Origin of the sequence: Cellulomonas alba (genome assembly GCF_030362835.1) — a bacterium.
GTDB lineage: Bacteria > Actinomycetota > Actinomycetes > Actinomycetales > Cellulomonadaceae > Cellulomonas > Cellulomonas alba.
Map to the genome: position 1 here is coordinate 1,441,049 of NZ_JAUCGQ010000001.1, position 14,315 is coordinate 1,455,363.

At 74.3% G+C, this 14,315-nt stretch carries 18 protein-coding genes and 3 tRNA genes; 10 read left to right on the forward strand and 11 right to left on the reverse strand.

Going from position 1 to position 14,315, the window contains the following annotated elements; all coding sequences use genetic code 11:
- Positions 1–5: 5 nt before the first annotated feature.
- Together QRT04_RS06535 and QRT04_RS06540 are read right to left on the reverse strand one after the other, a co-directional pair.
- Entirely contained in the window at positions 6–647 is a 642-nt protein-coding gene (locus QRT04_RS06535; protein ID WP_289454356.1) for an NAD(P)-dependent oxidoreductase, read from the reverse strand.
- Between the two features lie 59 nt (positions 648–706).
- On the reverse strand, positions 707–1,270 hold the full coding sequence (locus QRT04_RS06540) for a YqgE/AlgH family protein (protein WP_289454357.1): 564 nt from the start codon (positions 1,268–1,270) through the stop codon (positions 707–709).
- A 130-nt stretch (positions 1,271–1,400) separates the two neighbouring features.
- Here QRT04_RS06540 and QRT04_RS06545 point away from each other — a divergent pair, with 130 nt between their 5' ends.
- Positions 1,401–2,687, forward strand: a complete 1,287-nt coding sequence (locus tag QRT04_RS06545) for a cation:proton antiporter domain-containing protein (RefSeq protein ID WP_289454358.1) — start codon at positions 1,401–1,403, stop codon at positions 2,685–2,687.
- Positions 2,688–2,715: 28 nt separating this feature from the next.
- On the opposite strand, the gene QRT04_RS06550 is transcribed toward QRT04_RS06545, so the two are convergent.
- Both QRT04_RS06550 and QRT04_RS06555 read right to left on the reverse strand, forming a co-directional pair.
- Positions 2,716–3,636 (reverse strand): LLM class flavin-dependent oxidoreductase, encoded by a 921-nt coding sequence (locus QRT04_RS06550; protein ID WP_289454359.1) that lies wholly within the window; start codon positions 3,634–3,636, stop codon positions 2,716–2,718.
- A gap of 85 nt (positions 3,637–3,721) precedes the next feature.
- Complete coding sequence (locus tag QRT04_RS06555) at positions 3,722–4,063, reverse strand: metallopeptidase family protein (RefSeq protein ID WP_289455728.1); 342 nt, start codon at positions 4,061–4,063, stop codon at positions 3,722–3,724.
- 143 nt (positions 4,064–4,206) lie between these two features.
- Between QRT04_RS06555 and QRT04_RS06560 the strand changes: the two genes are divergently transcribed.
- The 3 genes from QRT04_RS06560 to QRT04_RS06570 all read left to right on the forward strand — a co-directional run bounded on the left by QRT04_RS06560 (position 4,207) and on the right by QRT04_RS06570 (position 4,501).
- A tRNA-Glu gene (locus QRT04_RS06560) sits at positions 4,207–4,279 on the forward strand.
- A gap of 37 nt (positions 4,280–4,316) precedes the next feature.
- A tRNA-Asp gene (locus tag QRT04_RS06565) sits at positions 4,317–4,390 on the forward strand.
- Positions 4,391–4,428: 38 nt separating this feature from the next.
- Positions 4,429–4,501, forward strand: a tRNA-Phe gene (locus QRT04_RS06570).
- A 48-nt stretch (positions 4,502–4,549) separates the two neighbouring features.
- Here the strand turns inward: QRT04_RS06570 and QRT04_RS06575 are convergent.
- Positions 4,550–4,951, reverse strand: a complete 402-nt coding sequence (locus tag QRT04_RS06575) for a VOC family protein (protein WP_289454360.1) — start codon at positions 4,949–4,951, stop codon at positions 4,550–4,552.
- Between the two features lie 116 nt (positions 4,952–5,067).
- Here QRT04_RS06575 and QRT04_RS06580 point away from each other — a divergent pair, with 116 nt between their 5' ends.
- The 3 genes from QRT04_RS06580 to QRT04_RS06590 all read left to right on the forward strand — a co-directional run bounded on the left by QRT04_RS06580 (position 5,068) and on the right by QRT04_RS06590 (position 6,327).
- Positions 5,068–5,511, forward strand: a complete 444-nt coding sequence (locus QRT04_RS06580) for a phage holin family protein (RefSeq protein WP_289454361.1) — start codon at positions 5,068–5,070, stop codon at positions 5,509–5,511.
- An 82-nt stretch (positions 5,512–5,593) separates the two neighbouring features.
- Positions 5,594–6,001 carry a phage holin family protein gene (locus QRT04_RS06585; RefSeq protein WP_289454362.1) on the forward strand — a complete coding sequence of 136 codons (408 nt, stop codon included), beginning with the start codon at positions 5,594–5,596 and terminating at the stop codon, positions 5,999–6,001.
- Positions 5,998–6,327 (forward strand): DUF3618 domain-containing protein, encoded by a 330-nt coding sequence (locus tag QRT04_RS06590; RefSeq protein ID WP_289454363.1) that lies wholly within the window; start codon positions 5,998–6,000, stop codon positions 6,325–6,327. The genes QRT04_RS06585 and QRT04_RS06590 overlap by 4 nt, the downstream gene beginning before the upstream one ends.
- A gap of 112 nt (positions 6,328–6,439) precedes the next feature.
- On the opposite strand, the gene QRT04_RS06595 is transcribed toward QRT04_RS06590, so the two are convergent.
- Positions 6,440–6,652, reverse strand: a complete 213-nt coding sequence (locus tag QRT04_RS06595; protein ID WP_289454364.1) for a BldC family transcriptional regulator — start codon at positions 6,650–6,652, stop codon at positions 6,440–6,442.
- A 419-nt stretch (positions 6,653–7,071) separates the two neighbouring features.
- Here QRT04_RS06595 and QRT04_RS06600 point away from each other — a divergent pair, with 419 nt between their 5' ends.
- Complete coding sequence (locus QRT04_RS06600; protein WP_289454365.1) at positions 7,072–7,284, forward strand: DUF3073 domain-containing protein; 213 nt, start codon at positions 7,072–7,074, stop codon at positions 7,282–7,284.
- A gap of 156 nt (positions 7,285–7,440) precedes the next feature.
- On the opposite strand, the gene purM is transcribed toward QRT04_RS06600, so the two are convergent.
- The 4 genes from purM to QRT04_RS06620 form a co-directional block, all read right to left on the reverse strand.
- Positions 7,441–8,565: a phosphoribosylformylglycinamidine cyclo-ligase gene (gene purM / locus QRT04_RS06605; protein ID WP_289454366.1), complete on the reverse strand. Its 1,125-nt coding sequence runs from the start codon at positions 8,563–8,565 to the stop codon at positions 7,441–7,443.
- Positions 8,562–10,112: an amidophosphoribosyltransferase gene (gene purF, locus QRT04_RS06610; protein WP_289454367.1), complete on the reverse strand. Its 1,551-nt coding sequence runs from the start codon at positions 10,110–10,112 to the stop codon at positions 8,562–8,564. Before purF ends, purM begins: the two co-directional genes overlap by 4 nt.
- 85 nt (positions 10,113–10,197) lie before the next feature.
- Positions 10,198–10,575, reverse strand: a complete 378-nt coding sequence (locus QRT04_RS06615; protein ID WP_289454368.1) for a histidine kinase — start codon at positions 10,573–10,575, stop codon at positions 10,198–10,200.
- 56 nt (positions 10,576–10,631) lie between these two features.
- A complete protein-coding gene (locus QRT04_RS06620; protein WP_289454369.1) occupies positions 10,632–11,006 on the reverse strand; it encodes a sterol carrier family protein in 375 nt (124 codons plus the stop codon).
- Positions 11,007–11,118: 112 nt separating this feature from the next.
- Here QRT04_RS06620 and QRT04_RS06625 point away from each other — a divergent pair, with 112 nt between their 5' ends.
- Entirely contained in the window at positions 11,119–11,910 is a 792-nt protein-coding gene (locus QRT04_RS06625) for a hypothetical protein (RefSeq protein ID WP_289454370.1), read from the forward strand.
- 3 nt (positions 11,911–11,913) lie between these two features.
- The gene (locus tag QRT04_RS06630) at positions 11,914–12,813 is read left to right on the forward strand and encodes a hypothetical protein (protein ID WP_289454371.1); all 900 of its coding nucleotides are present in this window, start codon (positions 11,914–11,916) and stop codon (positions 12,811–12,813) included.
- Between the two features lie 64 nt (positions 12,814–12,877).
- Here QRT04_RS06630 and QRT04_RS06635 read toward each other — a convergent pair whose 3' ends face one another.
- Positions 12,878–14,293, reverse strand: coding sequence for a glycoside hydrolase family 6 protein (locus QRT04_RS06635; RefSeq protein ID WP_289454372.1), 1,416 nt, complete (start codon positions 14,291–14,293; stop codon positions 12,878–12,880).
- Between the last annotated feature and the right edge of the window lie 22 nt (positions 14,294–14,315).

The following is a 14,315-nucleotide window of genomic DNA, read 5'->3' on the forward strand; positions in this document are numbered from 1 at the left end:
GAGGGTCAGTGCCCGACGGTGAACCGCTGGCGCGGGTGCTCGCGCCGCTCGATCTCGTCGACGAACGCGCGCGCGTAGTCGGCGCCCGAGATCTCCGAGCTGCCGTCGTCCTTCGTGACGAGCAGGTCGCCGCCGGTGCGGTACGTGCCGAGGTCCTCGCCGGGCGCGTACGCGCCGAAGAGCGCGGACGGGCTGACGCAGAACCAGTCGAGCCGCTCGTCGGAGCCGCGGAGCCACTCGAGCACGTCCGCGTGCGCGAGCGCCTCGGGCTTCCAATCGTCGTGGAAACCGGGCGTGTCGACGAGCCGCGGCCCGTCCGGGGCGACGAGCGAGCTGCCGGCCCCACCGACGACCCCGAGCCGACCGGCTGCCGCGACGACCGAGCCCGCGAGCGCCGGCAGCGCGTCAACCAACGGACCCGTGTCCGTCGCGCGCGCCGGGAGCGCCACGACGACCACCTGGTGCGCGGTCGCCCGCCGCACGGTCTCGAGGTCCTGGATCGCACCCGTCTCGTACGTCACGCCGGGCACGCGCTCCGCGGGCGCGTGCCGCGCGAACGCCGTGACCTCGTGGCCCCGCGCCACCGCCTCGCGTGCGATGTGCCCGCCTGCGTACCCCGTCCCGCCCAGCACCGCGATCGTCGTCATGCGGCCATCCTGACCCGCAGTCCCGGTGGCCCGCACGGCGGGAGCGGGCGGCCGGCCGCTCAGTTCAGCCGTGGGTCCTCGGGGTAGAGCGAGACGATCGCGAGGTCGCCGCCCTGCCTGCGGAGCACGCGCCGCCACAGCTGTTCGGGCTCGTGCGTCACGAGGTCGTCGGGCCACGCGTCGACCACGTACCACCCGCCGTCGTCGAGCTCGTGCTCCAGCTGGCCGGCACCCCAGCCGGAGTGGCCGGCGAAGATGCGCGCCCCCACCACGCCCGCGGCGACCTGCGCCGGGTCCGCGTCGAGGTCGACGATGCCGAACCGCCCGACCACCGGGTCGACACCCGGCACGGCCACGCCCTCCGGCGGCAGCACCGCGACGCCGATCGCCGAGTCCAGTCCGACCGGGCCGCCCTCGAACAGCCCGCCCGGCTCGGCGGCGCACGCCTGCCAGCCCGGCAGCACCGCGTCGACGTCGACGCCCGTCGGTCGGTTGAGCACGACGCCGAAGGCGCCGTCCTCGTGGTGGTCGAGCATCAGCACGACTGTGCGGCGGAAGTTCGGGTCCGCGAGCCACGGCGTCGAGACGAGCAGCCGCCCGATGAACGCGTCCGAGCCGGCCATGCGCCCATCATCACGCGCCCCCGACGCGGGCACGACCCGGCTCCCGCGGGCGTGCGGCCCGAACGGCCCCCGGCGGCGTGTCGCCGGCGCCCGGGCGCGGACCTGACGGCGGTGCTGCACAGTGGTCGCCATGCTGGGCTTCGTCGGCGGGCTCGCGTTCATCGTCGTCGCGGGCGTGGCCGGCCAGGTGGTCGGCCGGTCCGCGCGGGTGCCGTCCATCATCGTGCTGCTGCTGCTCGGGATCCTGGTGGGGCCCGTCACCGGCTGGCTCGACCCGGACGCGGTGCTCGGCAGCCGCCTGTACCCGCTCGTCTCCATGGCGGTCGGGCTGCTCCTGTTCGAGGAGTCGCTCAAGCTCGACCTCACGCGCCTGCGCGGAGGGGCGCGCCGTCCGGTGCTCGCGCTCGTGACTGTCGGCGCGCTGATCACCGCCCTCACCGCGACGCTCGCCGCGCACTGGCTGCTCGGGCTGCCGATCGGCCGCGCCGGGGTGATCGGCGCGATCCTCATCGTGTCCGGGCCGACCGTCGTCGGGCCGCTCCTCGCGCTGATCCGCCCGAAGCAGCCGCTCGAGTCGGTCCTCGCGTTCGAGGGCATCTTCATCGACCCGATCGGCGCGACCGCCGCGCTCGCCGTGACGAACATGGTCCTCCACGGCGAGCCGGTCCGGCTCGGCGTCACGGGGCTCACCGGGGTCGGCGTCGGACTCGTCGGGGCCGTGGTGTTCGTGCTCGTCGTCCGGTGGCGGCGCATCGACCCAGCGACGCACGTCGCCATCGCCCTGGCGGTCGCGCTCGCGGTGTACGCCGTCGCGGAGGCGCTGCACGACGAGGCCGGCCTGTTCGCCACGACGGCCCTCGGCGTGGCGGTCGCCAACCAGACGGTCGTGCGGATCGACGCGGTGCACGAGTTCGGGTCGCACATCGGGCTCGTGCTCATCGGCGCGCTGTTCATCGTCCTGGCGGCGCGCGTCGACCTGCACGCGCTCGCTCGCTACGCCCTTCCGACGCTCGCACTGGTCGCGGTGCTCGTGCTCGTCATCCGCCCGCTCGCCGCGGCCGCCGCCACCGCCCGGAGCGTCCTCGACCGGAACGAGCGCGCCATGGTGGCGGCCATGGCTCCCCGCGGGATCGTCGCCGCATCGACCGCGTCGGTGTTCGCGCTGCGGTTCGAGGACGCCGGCACCCCGTTCCCCCAGCTCGTGCCTGTGGTCTTCGGCGTCGTCCTCGCGACGGCGGTCGTCTACGGCGTCGCCGGGCCGCTCGTCGCGCGGCGGCTGGGCGTGCGCACGTCCGAGCCCGTGCGGCTGGACGACGACGGCGTCCCCGTGGTGGTGACCGAGCTCGCCGCGGCGCTCGACGGTCGCGAGCCGCCGCCCTCCTCGCGCCCGTCACCGCCGGGCACGCGCCACCCGTAGGTCGCCCCGCGGCGCAGACGGACCACGCTCAGCGCGCAGCGGGCGTCAGCGCGTGGAGCTCCGGCAGCCGCGCTGCGAGCTGCTCGAGCACACGCTCGTCGCCCGCGTAGATGCCCGCCTCGCGCGGCCAGTGCAGCACCACGTCGGTGAACCCCGCGGCCGCCGCGCGGTGGACGACGTCGACCGCCCGGTCCACCGAGTCGAGCGCGAACCGGTCCGGCCCGTCGTACGAGAGGTACCGGCGGATCCCGTCCCGGGCCCGACCGGCGTCTGCCAGCGCCGCGTCGACGGCCGCGCTCTCCCGCTCGAGTGCCGTCCACCAGCGGTCCTCGGCGGTCCCGGCGGCCGCGGTGTCGTCGCCGCCGAAGCTCGGCCCGTACGTGACCCAGCCCTGCCCGTGCCGCGCCGCGACCGCCATCGCGCGCGGGCCGCTCGCGGCGACGACGAACGGCGGCCGCGGCGTCGCGATCGTGCCGGGCACCATGCGCGCCTCGTGCGCCGCCCAGAACTCGCCGGTGCGGGTGGTCACGGGGCTCGTCAGCAGCTCGTCGAGCAGCGCGACGAACTCCTCGAACCGCCGCGTGCGCTCGCCGCGCGACACCGCCGGCCCGAGCACCGACGCGTCGAAGCCCTCGCCGCCCGAGCCGAGCCCGAGCAGCAGCCGACCGCCGCTCACGTCGTCGAGTCCCATGACGTCCTTGGCGAATGGCACCGGGTGGCGGAAGTTCGGGGACGCCACGAACGTGCCGAGGCGGATCCGGCTCGTCACCGCCGCCGCGGCCGCGAGCAGGGGCACCGTCGCGAACCACGGCTCCTCGACGAGTGATCGCCACGAGAGGTGGTCGTACGTCCAGGCGTGGTCGAACCCCCACTCCTCGGCCTGCTGCCAGCGCCGGCGCCCCGTCGCCCAGCGCTCCTGCGGAAGGATGACGAGCCCGACGGCGACCATGCGCCGACCCTACGCGGCACCCGACCCGCGATCCCGGCGTCGGGCGCGGACGCAGCGGCGCTCCGCCCCTCCGACCCGGCGGCGCTCAGTCCCAGCCGAGCTCGTGCAGGCGCTCGTCGTCGATGCCGAAGTGGTGCGCGATCTCGTGCACCACTGTCACGGCGACCTCCTCGACCACGTCCTCGCGGTCCTCGCACAGCGCGAGCGTCGGTCGCCGGTAGATCGTGATCCGGTCGGGCAGCGAACCCGCCGCCCACCACGCGCCGCGCTCGGTCAGCGGCGTGCCCTCGTACAGGCCGAGCAGGTCCTCCCCGGGTGGCGGGTCGTCCTCGACGAGCACCACGACGTTGTCCATGAGCTCGGCGAGCTCGGGCGGGATCTCGTCGAGGGCGTCGCGCACCGCGTCCTCGAAGTCCTCGCGCGACATCTCGACCACGCGCCCATCCTGCCTGCTCACGGCGGTGCGGTCCCGGCGGGCGGGCCACCGGCCGGATCTCACTTTGGAGAACGCCCCAGGGGTCACGTATGCTCATCCACGGTTCCGACGCCTCGACGTCAGGGGGCGGAGACGCCCCCATCGTCTAGCGGCCTAGGACCCCGCCCTTTCACGGCGGTAGCACGGGTTCGAATCCCGTTGGGGGTACGCAGCACGTGCAAGTGAAAGGCCTTGTGCCACACAAGGCCCCGTAGCGCAGTTGGTTAGCGCGCCGCCCTGTCACGGCGGAGGTCGCGGGTTCAAGTCCCGTCGGGGTCGCTCGAAGCGCCGGTCTTCGGACCGGCGTTCTCGTTTGAGGCTCTGTAGCTCAGTTGGTAGAGCGCACGACTGAAAATCGTGAGGTCACGGGATCGACGCCCGTCGGAGCCACCGCCGCAAGCCCCTCCCGCACCGCGCGGAGAGGGGCTTCGTCATTCGTCAGGCGTCCGGCGAGGCGGCCGCGTCCGACGTCAGCAGCACGACGTTCCCGTCCGGGTCGTCGACCATCGCCGCGTACGGGCCGGCTGTCCGCGTCGGCGGCATCCGGCCGTGGTAACCGGCGGCGGTGAGCTCGTGCCAGATCGACTCGACCGCGCCGTCGTCGCCGACGAAGAACTCGAGCAGCTGCTGGTACCCACGGGTGGGACGCGACCACTCCGGGTCGTAGACCGACGCGAACCGCGTGGTGAGCAGCAACGTCACGCCGCTCGGCATCCGGTGCGCGATCACCGGCCGGTCCCGACGGGGCTCGGGCACGTCGAGCCCGAGGGCCCGGTAGAACCGGCGCGAGGCGTCGAGGTCGCGCACCTCCAGGACGACCATGCTCAGCTGGAGCTCCACCGCGCCAGTATCGCCGCGGCCGGGGACTCGCCGCAGGGAGCCGCAGGTCCCACGCACGACCGGCATCGGCTGCCTAGGCTGGGGTGCGACCGGCAGACCGCACGACGGAGGGCCCCGTGAGCAGCCAGAACGAGTCCCAGCGACCGCGCTCCAGCATCTTCGACCGGCTCACCGAGCCGATCGCGGACCGCGCACGCGAGAAGCTCGTGCAGGCCGAGGACCGGGTGCGGGCGACGATCCAGGGCGAGATCGACGCCGTCGGTGCGAGCATCCGCCGCCGTGCGGTGCAGGTGCGCCCGTCCGCCATCGGCTTCGGCATCGCCGCGTTGCTCACGTTCTTCGGCCTGGCGCTCATGGTGACGTCCGCCGTGCTCGGGCTGTCGCACGTCATGGAGCCCTGGCTCGCGGCCCTGCTGGTGGGTGTCGCACTGGTCCTGATCGCGGGCGGCTTCGCCGCGTGGGCGCGCAGCCGGCTCCCCGAGGGCCCCGCCATCTCGATCGTGCGCGCCCCCGAGCCGGTGCACCCCGCGGGCGACCAGGTGCACCCCTGGGCCGACTGACGCCCCTCTCACCCGCGGTCGACGCGCGCCGCGCGCCTGCGGCCAGCAGACTGGCAGTCCACCCGTCCCGGGAGGTCTCACCATGAGCACATCGGCGCCGTCCACCGAACAACGCTCGATCGGTCAGCTGGTCAGCGACCTGAGCGAGCAGACGTCCCAGCTCGTCCGCGCGGAGATCGCGCTCGCCAAGGCCGAGGTCACCGCCAAGGCGCAGGTGTTCGGCATGGGCGCGGGCATGGTCACCGCCGCGGGCGTGCTCGCGCTCTACGTGCTGGCCGCCGCGATCGCGACCGCCATCCTCGGCCTCTCCACCGTCTGGGCCCCGTGGCTCGCCGCGCTCGTCGTGACCGGCGTCCTGCTGCTCGTCACCGTGGTGCTCGCGCTCATCGGCGTCCGGGCGATCAAGAAGGCCTCGCCGCCCGCGCCCACGCGCGCCAAGGAGCGGCTCCAGGAGGACGTGACCGCGCTGAAGGAGGGGTTCCGCTCATGACGACCGAGGGCACCGGCGCGGACGCCCAGGCGGCGAAGGACGGCAAGAAGGCGGCCGAGCCGTTCGTCACGCCGCAGATGATGGCGATCGAGGCGGAGCTCACCGTCAAGCGGGCTGCGCTCGCCTCGACGGTCGACGAGCTGGCCGGGCGGCTCGACCCGCGCACGCAGGCCGCGAAGGCCGTGGGCCAGTCCAAGCAGCTGTTTCGCGACGCCGTCGACCCGGACGCGACGCCCGAGGCGAGGCGCAAGGCGCAGAAGGTGCTGGGCGGGGTCGCCGCGGGCATCGCCGCGGTCGCGGCGATCGCCTGGCTCCGTCGTCGCTGACGGCGTCGTCGCCGCCGGCGCGACCGGCGCTGCTACCCGGGCACGGCTCGCGGTCGCGACGCGACCCGGGTACGAGAACGCCGCCGGCGGTCGCCGACGGCGTGCGGAGGGGTCAGGAGTCCTCGGGGCGCTGCTGCTGCGGTACGCCGCCCAGCAGGTCACGAACCTCGGATTCCAGGTAACGGCGGTGACCGCCGAGGGTGCGGATCGACGAGAGCTTGCCCGCCTTGGCCCAGCGCGTCACGGTCTTCGGGTCGACGCGGAAGAGCGATGCGACCTCGGACGGCGTGAGCAGGGTCTCGGTCTCTGCGTGATGGACGTTCATGCTGCCTCCTGGCGAGCGTGCGGTCGGACGGGGAGTCCGGCCAGGACTGGTGCGGGTGGTGCTGCGCTCCGCCCGTGGCCATCGAAGTCCGCGGTGGAGCCTCTAGCATGAACGAAGCGCTCAGAAGCCGCATTCCAGGACACAAGTGGATAACGGATCTTCACGAGACCTTCGTCCGGACCGCCCGACGATGCCGAACGGGTCATGAGGACAGGATAAACCCGACATTCGGCACGTCCCGGGACGGTGTGCGTGTCGCAGCGTGAGACCCGCCACGCCGGGGCCCGTGGAGGGGGCGTCAGGTGGCTGGAATGCGCGGCGAGCATGTAGCGTTGCGCTTCGAACAGACGATTCAGCACCCCGGGGCCGCACGTGTGACACGGAGCCGCCCCGCATCCACGTAAGAGGGGGTCGATGCCATGGGGCGCGGCCGTCAGAAGGCAAAGCAGACGAAGGTAGCGCGGGAGCTGAAGTACTACAGCCCCGGTACGGACTACCGAGCTCTCGAGCAGGAGCTCACGTCCCTGAGCCACAACGACTCCGTCCACCGGGGCAGCACCGCCTTGGACACGGACGAGGACGACGCGGGTCGCTGGGGCCGGTGGGCCGACGACGAGGACGACCAGCGCTGAGGCGCTGCACCACCTCGCACACTCTCTGAACGGCGGCACCCCTGGTGGGTGCCGCCGTTCGGTGTGCCCACCGGCGGCGTGCGTGCGGACCAGGTCCCGCGCGGGCGCCGTGCTGCTCCGACCCCGGCCCGCGCCGCGGCCGGAGCGAGCGGCTCGTCAGACCAGGTACTCGCCCGTGAGTCGGACCGCTCCGCCGTGCACGCCCTTGGTGCCCGACACGAACCCGGGCGAGCCCACGACGTCGCGCTCGACGTCGACGTCGCGCACGCGACCGAGCTCCCACGCGGGCAGCCCCAGCTCTGCGGCATGCGCGAGCACGCCGTCGGCGGCGTCGGCCGCGACGATCGCGACCATGCCGACGCCGAGGTTCAGCGTGCCCTCGAGGTCCGTCCACGGCACCTGACCGAGGCGCTGCACCAGCGAGAACACCGGCGGCAGCTGCCAGCCGCCGCGGTCGACGTCGGCCACGAGGCCGGCGGGCAGCACGCGCGCGACGTTGGCCGCGAGGCCGCCGCCCGTCACGTGGCTGAACGCGTGCAGGCCGGCGACGCCCGCCCGGCGCGCGAGCGCGAGGCAGTCGGACGCGTAGACGCGCGTCGGCGTCAGGAGCTCCTCGCCGAGCGTGCGGCCGAGCTCGTCGACGTGGCGGTCGAGCTCCCAGCCGGCGCTCCGGACGACGGCGCGCACCAGCGAGTAGCCGTTCGAGTGCAGGCCGCTCGAGCCGAGGGCGATCAGCACGTCGCCCGAGCGGACGCGGTCGGGGCCGAGCAGCTCGTCGGCCTCGACGACGCCCGTCGCGGCGCCCGCGACGTCGTACTCGTCGGGGCCGAGCAGGCCGGGGTGCTCGGCGGTCTCGCCGCCGACCAGCGCGGTGCCCGCGACCGAGCAGGCCGACGCGATGCCGCGCACCACGTCCGCGATGCGCTCGGGGACCACGCGGCCGCACGCGATGTAGTCCGTCATGAACAGCGGCTGTGCGCCGACCACGACGATGTCGTCGACGACCATGCCGACCAGGTCGAACCCGATCGTGTCGTGCACGTCGAGGGCCTGCGCGATCGCGACCTTGGTGCCGACGCCGTCGGTGCTCGTCGCGAGCAGGGGCCGGCGCATGCGCGTCAGGGCGCTCGCGTCGTAGAGGCCCGCGAAGCCGCCGACCCCGCCGAGCACCTGCGGCCCGTGCGTCGCGCGGACCGCGTCCTTCATCAGCTCGACGGCCTTGTCGCCCGCCTCGGTGTCGACGCCGGCCGCGGCGTACGTGAGGCCCTCGCCGCCGGTCACGGGTGGTCCAGCGCGCCAGCGCCACCGGCCGACGGGACGATCGCGAGGAGCCCGTCCTCGGGCGCACCCAGCGGCAGCGCGTCCTGCTCGAGCAGGTGCTTGCCGAGGCGGTCCGCGGGAGGCAGCTCGATCGGGTAGTGACCGCTGAAGCACGCGGTGCACAGCGCGGCGCGCGGCTGCTCGGTGGCGGCGACGAGGCCCTCCTCCGAGATGTACCCGAGCGAGTCGGCCCCGAGCGACGCGGCGATCTCGTCGACCGCCAGGCCGTTCGCGATCAGCTCGGCGCGGCTCGCGAAGTCGATGCCGTAGAAGCACGGCCACTTGACCGGCGGGGACGAGATGCGCACGTGTACCTCGGCGGCGCCCGCCTCGCGCAGCATGCGGATCAGCGCGCGCTGGGTGTTCCCGCGCACGATCGAGTCGTCGACCACCACGAGCCGCTTGCCCCGGATCACCTCGCGCAGCGGGTTGAGCTTGAGGCGGATGCCGAGCTGGCGCAGCGTCTGGCTCGGCTGGATGAACGTGCGGCCGACGTACGCGTTCTTCGTCAGACCCTGGCCGAACGGGATGCCCGACTCCTGCGCGTAGCCCACGGCCGCGGGCGTGCCCGACTCGGGGACGGGGATGACGAGGTCCGCCTCCACCGGGTGCTCCTTGGCGAGCTGCTTGCCCATGTCGACGCGCGCGGCGTGCACCGAGCGGCCCGAGATCGTCGTGTCGGGACGCGCCAGGTAGACGTACTCGAAGATGCAGCCCGCGCGCTCCTGGCCCGCCGCGAACTTCGTGGAGCGCAGGCCGTCGGCGTCGATCGCGATGAGCTCGCCCGGCTCGACCTCGCGCACGAAGCTCGCGCCGACGATGTCGAGGGCCGGCGTCTCGGAGGCCACGACCCAGCCGCGCTCGAGGCGGCCGAGCACGAGCGGGCGCACGCCCTGCGGGTCGCGTGCCGCGTACAGCGTGCGCTCGTCCATGAACACGAGGCAGAACGCGCCGCGCAGGCGCGGCAGCACCTCGAGCGCGGTGGCCTCGAGCGTGCGGTCCGGGTCGCCCGCGAGCAGCGCCGTGATGAGCGCGGTGTCGGTCGTGTTGCCCCGCGCGAGCTCGCCGCGGCGCTGGTTGCCGTACCGCTCGGCGACGAGGTCGACCAGCTCGGCCGTGTTCGTGAGGTTGCCGTTGTGGCCCAGCGCGACGGTGCCCGACGCCGTGGGGCCGAGCGTCGGCTGCGCGTTCTCCCACGTCGAGCCGCCGGTCGTCGAGTAGCGCGTGTGGCCGACGGCGATGTGGCCCTGCAGCGCGTTGAGCGCCGTCTCGTCGAAGACCTGGGAGACGAGGCCCATGTCCTTGTACACGAGCAGCTGCTCGCCGTTGCTCGTCGCGATGCCGGCGGACTCCTGGCCGCGGTGCTGCAGCGCGTAGAGCCCGAAGTAGGTCAGCTTGGCGACCTCCTCGCCGGGTGCCCAGACACCGAAGACGCCGCAGGCGTCCTGTGGGCCTTTCTCACCGGGAAGGAGGTCGTGGTTGAGTCGTCCGTCTGCGCGGGGGGCCACGCCTCCATGGTCGCACACGGGCCACGGCGCTCGGCCCGGCGAACGACCCGTGGACGGGGTCCTGCGGCCCGTGCGACGCCGATCGTCAGGGGCGCGGTCGGCGCGCTCGTCGGACGCTGCGGCGGTCGGCGAGCGCGGCGAGCAGGCCACCCACGAGGATGCCGAGCACGAGGCCCGCGACCGCGAGCCAGGTCCGCACGGCGTTCACGCCGTCGAGGAACGGCAGGAAGCCCGAGCCGTCGGGGCGGTCCCCCGGCGCGAGCCCCGCGACCAGCAGGCCGACGACCGCGCCGACGAGCCCGCCGGCGACGAGGAAGGCGCCGAACTTCGGCGCGCGGCGCACGGTGCCGGGCGTCGCGGTGGACGCGAGCTCGGCCTCGCTCGGGACGGGCTCCGGCTCGGCTGCCGTCGCCGGTGGCCCGGGCTCGGGCTCGGCGGGGACGAGGGGATCGGGCTGCGGCACCCGGCGATCGTAGGTCAGCGCGGGCCGCCGCCCGGGGGCGGTCCGGCCGCAGGTCGTCAGCGACGCGCGCGAGCGGCCTGCAGCGGGAGCCACGCCGCGAGGTCGGCCCGCTCCCCCGATGCCCGGACCCGTGCCGCCGCCAGCGCGTCGGCCCAGGTCAGCGCGCCGGTGGCGAGCTCGAGCCACGTCTGGGGGTCGGTCTCGACGACGTTGGGCGGCGTGCCGCGGGTGTGACGAGGACCTTCGACGGCCTGCACGGCGCCGTCGGGCGGCACGCGCACCTCGACCGAGTTTCCGGGCGCGACCTCGGCCAGCTCCTCGAGCGTGAAACGCACGGCGGTGCGGCGCGAACCGGCCGCCGTCGGGTCGACCCGCCAGGCCGCGAGCGCGGCGCGGCCCGCTGCGGGCTCGGTGCGGCGACGGGGTGGCATGCGTCGATTTTCCCCCGGCGGGTGCTCGCGCCCGGTATCTGCCGGAGGGCGGCTGGCATCCTCTAGATGTCGCGCGGACGCACCTGCCGGCCGCGCGGTCGCGGGAGGTGCGATGTCGCCGGACCGGGAGAAGAAGCGGATGGCGTCCGCGGCACGAGCGGCGCTGCTCGCCGTGGCCCTCGTCACCGGGTCGGCCGCCTGCTCGGGCGGCGGGCCGTCGGGCGCCGGCCCGTCACCGAACGCGCTGCCTCCGGTGACGGCGACGGGGCAGCCGTCGGAGCTCGAGGCGCCCGAGGCCACGCCGACCCGCGCGTCGAGCGGCCTCGAGACGCCGCTGCCCGAGGCGCCGCGCAAGGCGGCCGTCCTGCTGGCCGCCGCGGCGGAGGGCTCGCCCCAGCTCGTCGACGGCCACCCGGGAGTCGAGTGCGTGTACTTCCACCTCGTGCCGCCGACGCTGCCCGAGGGCGCCGCGTTCGTCGTGGACCACGTCAAGGTCTCGCCGAAGCTGTGGAAGCCCGTGGCGGTGGACTGCCAGAACCCGGTGTGCGTCGGAGCGGCGCTGAAGTCGCAGGACGGCGCGGACCTCTGCGCCGTCGCGCTCGCGCGCACCGACGGTCCGCACGCCACGGGCCCGACCGGCTCGGTGGTGCGGCTCGTCGGCTCGGTCCGGTGCGGCGCGCCCGCGACGCACGCGCAGTGCGCCGCCCTCCGCGCCGCGCTGGTCGCGCACGCCAAGGAACCCGGCAGCGCACTGCCGCTCGACCTGGAGGGCGCCGACGGCTCGGGCGACGGGTCCGGCGACGGGTCCGGCAGCACCGACGACTCGGGCAGCACCGCCGGCACCGACGACTCGGGCAGTGGCGGCGACGTCGCGCCCACGCCCGAGCCGTCGCAGGGCGGGTGACCCGTGGCCGAGACCCGGTCGATCCCGAGCTGGCTCAGCCTCGCGACGCAGATCGCGGCGCCGATCACGCTCGTCGGCACGATGCTCTTCTACTTCGGGTACGTGTTCTCGAAGGCGCAGTACCGGTACTTCGGCCTCGACGTCGACACCGTCGGGCTCACGCCGCGCGACTTCGTCATGCGGAGCCCGCAGCCCCTCCTCGTGCCGCTGATCGTGCTCACCGCGCTCGCCGCGGCCGTCGTCGCGCTGTCGGGGCGGCTCGAGGCGCACGTGCGGGACGCGCGGACCGATCCCGACGAGCTCGTGCGGGTGCGCCGGCTCGCCGGCCGGTGCGCGGTCGCGGGCCTCGGCGTGCTCGCCGCCGGGCTCGTGCTGCTCCTGGCCGACGCATGGCTCGACGCGTGGCGCTACCTGCCGATCGTCTCGGCGGTGCTCGTCGCGACGGGTGCGGCGGCGACCGCGATGGCGCTGCGCTACCTGCCGTACCGCGCGGTCGGCGCGATCGCCGGGCTGTGGGTCGTCGCCCTGGCGGGCGTCCTGTGGGCGGTGTCGGTGACGGCGCAGTGGTCGGGCCAGGCTCGCGCCGAGCTCATGGCCCGCCACCTGCAGGACCTGCCGGCGGTGATCCTCGACAGCAAGGAGGACCTGCACCTGCGCAACACGGTGCCGGCGCCCGAGGACCTGTGCTGGACGAGCGGCGACGCGCCCGACGCGGCGTGCGCGGCGCGCGCCGACGAGTTCCGCTACCGCTACCGCGGGCTGCACCTGCTCGTGCAGGGGCCTGACGCGATGTTCCTCGTGCCGGGGCAGTGGTCGCCCAGCGCGACGACCCTGGACGTGCCGCGCGACGCCGACGTCCGGCTGCAGTTCCAGTTCGTCAACACGCCACCTCGCCGGCAGTGAGCCGGTAGCGAGGCGGCGACGACGTGCCGGGCCGCCCCGAGGAGGACGGCCCGGCACGGTGACCTCACCAGTGCGCGTTGCGCGCCAGGTCGAGGGCGTAGCTCTGGAACCACTGGCCCGCGGCCGGACCGCCGTTGCAGGTGCCGTCCGACTCGCCCGGCGGCTTGACCCACAGCTTGGCGTCGAGCCCGGTGCTGTCGTTCACCAGCGCCGGCTTGTCGCCCAGCGCCCGGCCGGACGGGTTGCACCACTCGCCGTTCGCCCCGTTGCCGTTGCGCGAGGTGTCGATGACGTAGCCCTTGCCGCCGAGCCGCTGCGAGATCTGCTCGCCGTAGGACTGCTCGCCGGAGGTCGCGCCGAAGTTCGACGTGTTCAGGGCGAAGCCGACGGCGTACTGGAACCCGACCAGGGTGAGCCGCCGCACCGCCTCGTCGACCGAGAGCCAGCGCGAGTGTCCGGCGTCGACGTAGACGCGCGCGCCGGCGAGCGTCAGCGACTTCGCGGCGTACTGCAGGTAGCCGACGCGGTCGCCCTGGCCGCTGCAGTCGCCGAGCTGCGCGAGAGCGTCGGGCTCGAGCACGACCCACGGGTGGCCGACGATGCCGGACGCGACCGTGTCGACGTAGCTCGCGTACTCGCTGGTCGCGACGCCACCCGCGGAGTAGTTGCCGCAGTCACGGCCGGGGATCGCGTAGAGGACGAAGAACGGGATCTGTCCCGCCGCGACCGCGCGGCTCGTGTAGTCGTGCACCTCGGACTTCGAGTGCGCCGCGTCGGACCAGTTGCCGACCCAGTAGGCGGACGGCGTGAGCGCGATCTTGGCGAGCAGCTGCTTGTCCGTGCCGCTCGCCTGCTGGTACGCGGTGTACGCCTGGGTGCCGGTGTTGAGGAAGAAGTCGCCCGTGGGGACCGGCGTGGTGGGGGTGGGGGTCGGGGTCGGTGTGGGCGTCGGCGTGGGGGTCGGGGTGGGTGTGGGCTTCGGCGTGACCGTCGGCGTCGGCGTCGGGGTCGGTGTCGGGGTCGGGGTGACGGTCGGCGTCGGGGTCGTCGACGGCGTGCCGGTCGACGACGACACCGTGCCGGTGCAGACCGTGCCGTTGAGCCGGAACTGCGAGGGCGTCGGGTTGGCGGTGGTCCACGAGCCGTTGAAGCCGAAGTCGGCGTGCCCGTTGGTCGGGATCGACCCGTTGTACGGCGCGTTCGTGACGGTGACGCTCGAGCCGCTCGCGGACACGTTGCCGTTCCAGAGCTGCGTCACCTTCTGCCCGGCGGTGTACGTCCAGTCCACGGTCCACGACGACACCGGCGAGCCGAGGTTCGTCACCGACACCTGGGCGCCGAACCCGCCGGACCACTGGCTCGTGACGGTGTAGTCGACGCGACAGCCGCTCGCGGCCTGCGCCTGCGTGGCGGCCACGACGCCACCGGCGACGAGGGCGGCGCCGGCGACGATGCCGGCGACGGTTCTACGGGTGGGCATGCGCTCTCCTCGGGACGACGGG

What these genes read in the sequence shown, in the direction of transcription:
- QRT04_RS06600 (WP_289454365.1), top strand. Translation starts at nt 7,072, where the DNA reads ATGGGGCGCGGCCGTCAGAAGGCAAAGCAGACGAAGGTAGCGCGGGAG.
- QRT04_RS06635 (WP_289454372.1), bottom strand. Translation starts at nt 14,293, where the DNA reads ATGCCCACCCGTAGAACCGTCGCCGGCATCGTCGCCGGCGCCGCCCTC.
- QRT04_RS06540 (WP_289454357.1), bottom strand. Translation starts at nt 1,270, where the DNA reads ATGGCCGGCTCGGACGCGTTCATCGGGCGGCTGCTCGTCTCGACGCCG.
- QRT04_RS06595 (WP_289454364.1), bottom strand. Translation starts at nt 6,652, where the DNA reads ATGAACGTCCATCACGCAGAGACCGAGACCCTGCTCACGCCGTCCGAG.
- QRT04_RS06590 (WP_289454363.1), top strand. Translation starts at nt 5,998, where the DNA reads ATGACGACCGAGGGCACCGGCGCGGACGCCCAGGCGGCGAAGGACGGC.
- QRT04_RS06535 (WP_289454356.1), bottom strand. Translation starts at nt 647, where the DNA reads ATGACGACGATCGCGGTGCTGGGCGGGACGGGGTACGCAGGCGGGCAC.
- QRT04_RS06550 (WP_289454359.1), bottom strand. Translation starts at nt 3,636, where the DNA reads ATGGTCGCCGTCGGGCTCGTCATCCTTCCGCAGGAGCGCTGGGCGACG.
- QRT04_RS06625 (WP_289454370.1), top strand. Translation starts at nt 11,119, where the DNA reads ATGTCGCCGGACCGGGAGAAGAAGCGGATGGCGTCCGCGGCACGAGCG.
- QRT04_RS06585 (WP_289454362.1), top strand. Translation starts at nt 5,594, where the DNA reads ATGAGCACATCGGCGCCGTCCACCGAACAACGCTCGATCGGTCAGCTG.
- QRT04_RS06545 (WP_289454358.1), top strand. Translation starts at nt 1,401, where the DNA reads ATGCTGGGCTTCGTCGGCGGGCTCGCGTTCATCGTCGTCGCGGGCGTG.
- QRT04_RS06555 (WP_289455728.1), bottom strand. Translation starts at nt 4,063, where the DNA reads ATGTCGCGCGAGGACTTCGAGGACGCGGTGCGCGACGCCCTCGACGAG.
- QRT04_RS06620 (WP_289454369.1), bottom strand. Translation starts at nt 11,006, where the DNA reads ATGCCACCCCGTCGCCGCACCGAGCCCGCAGCGGGCCGCGCCGCGCTC.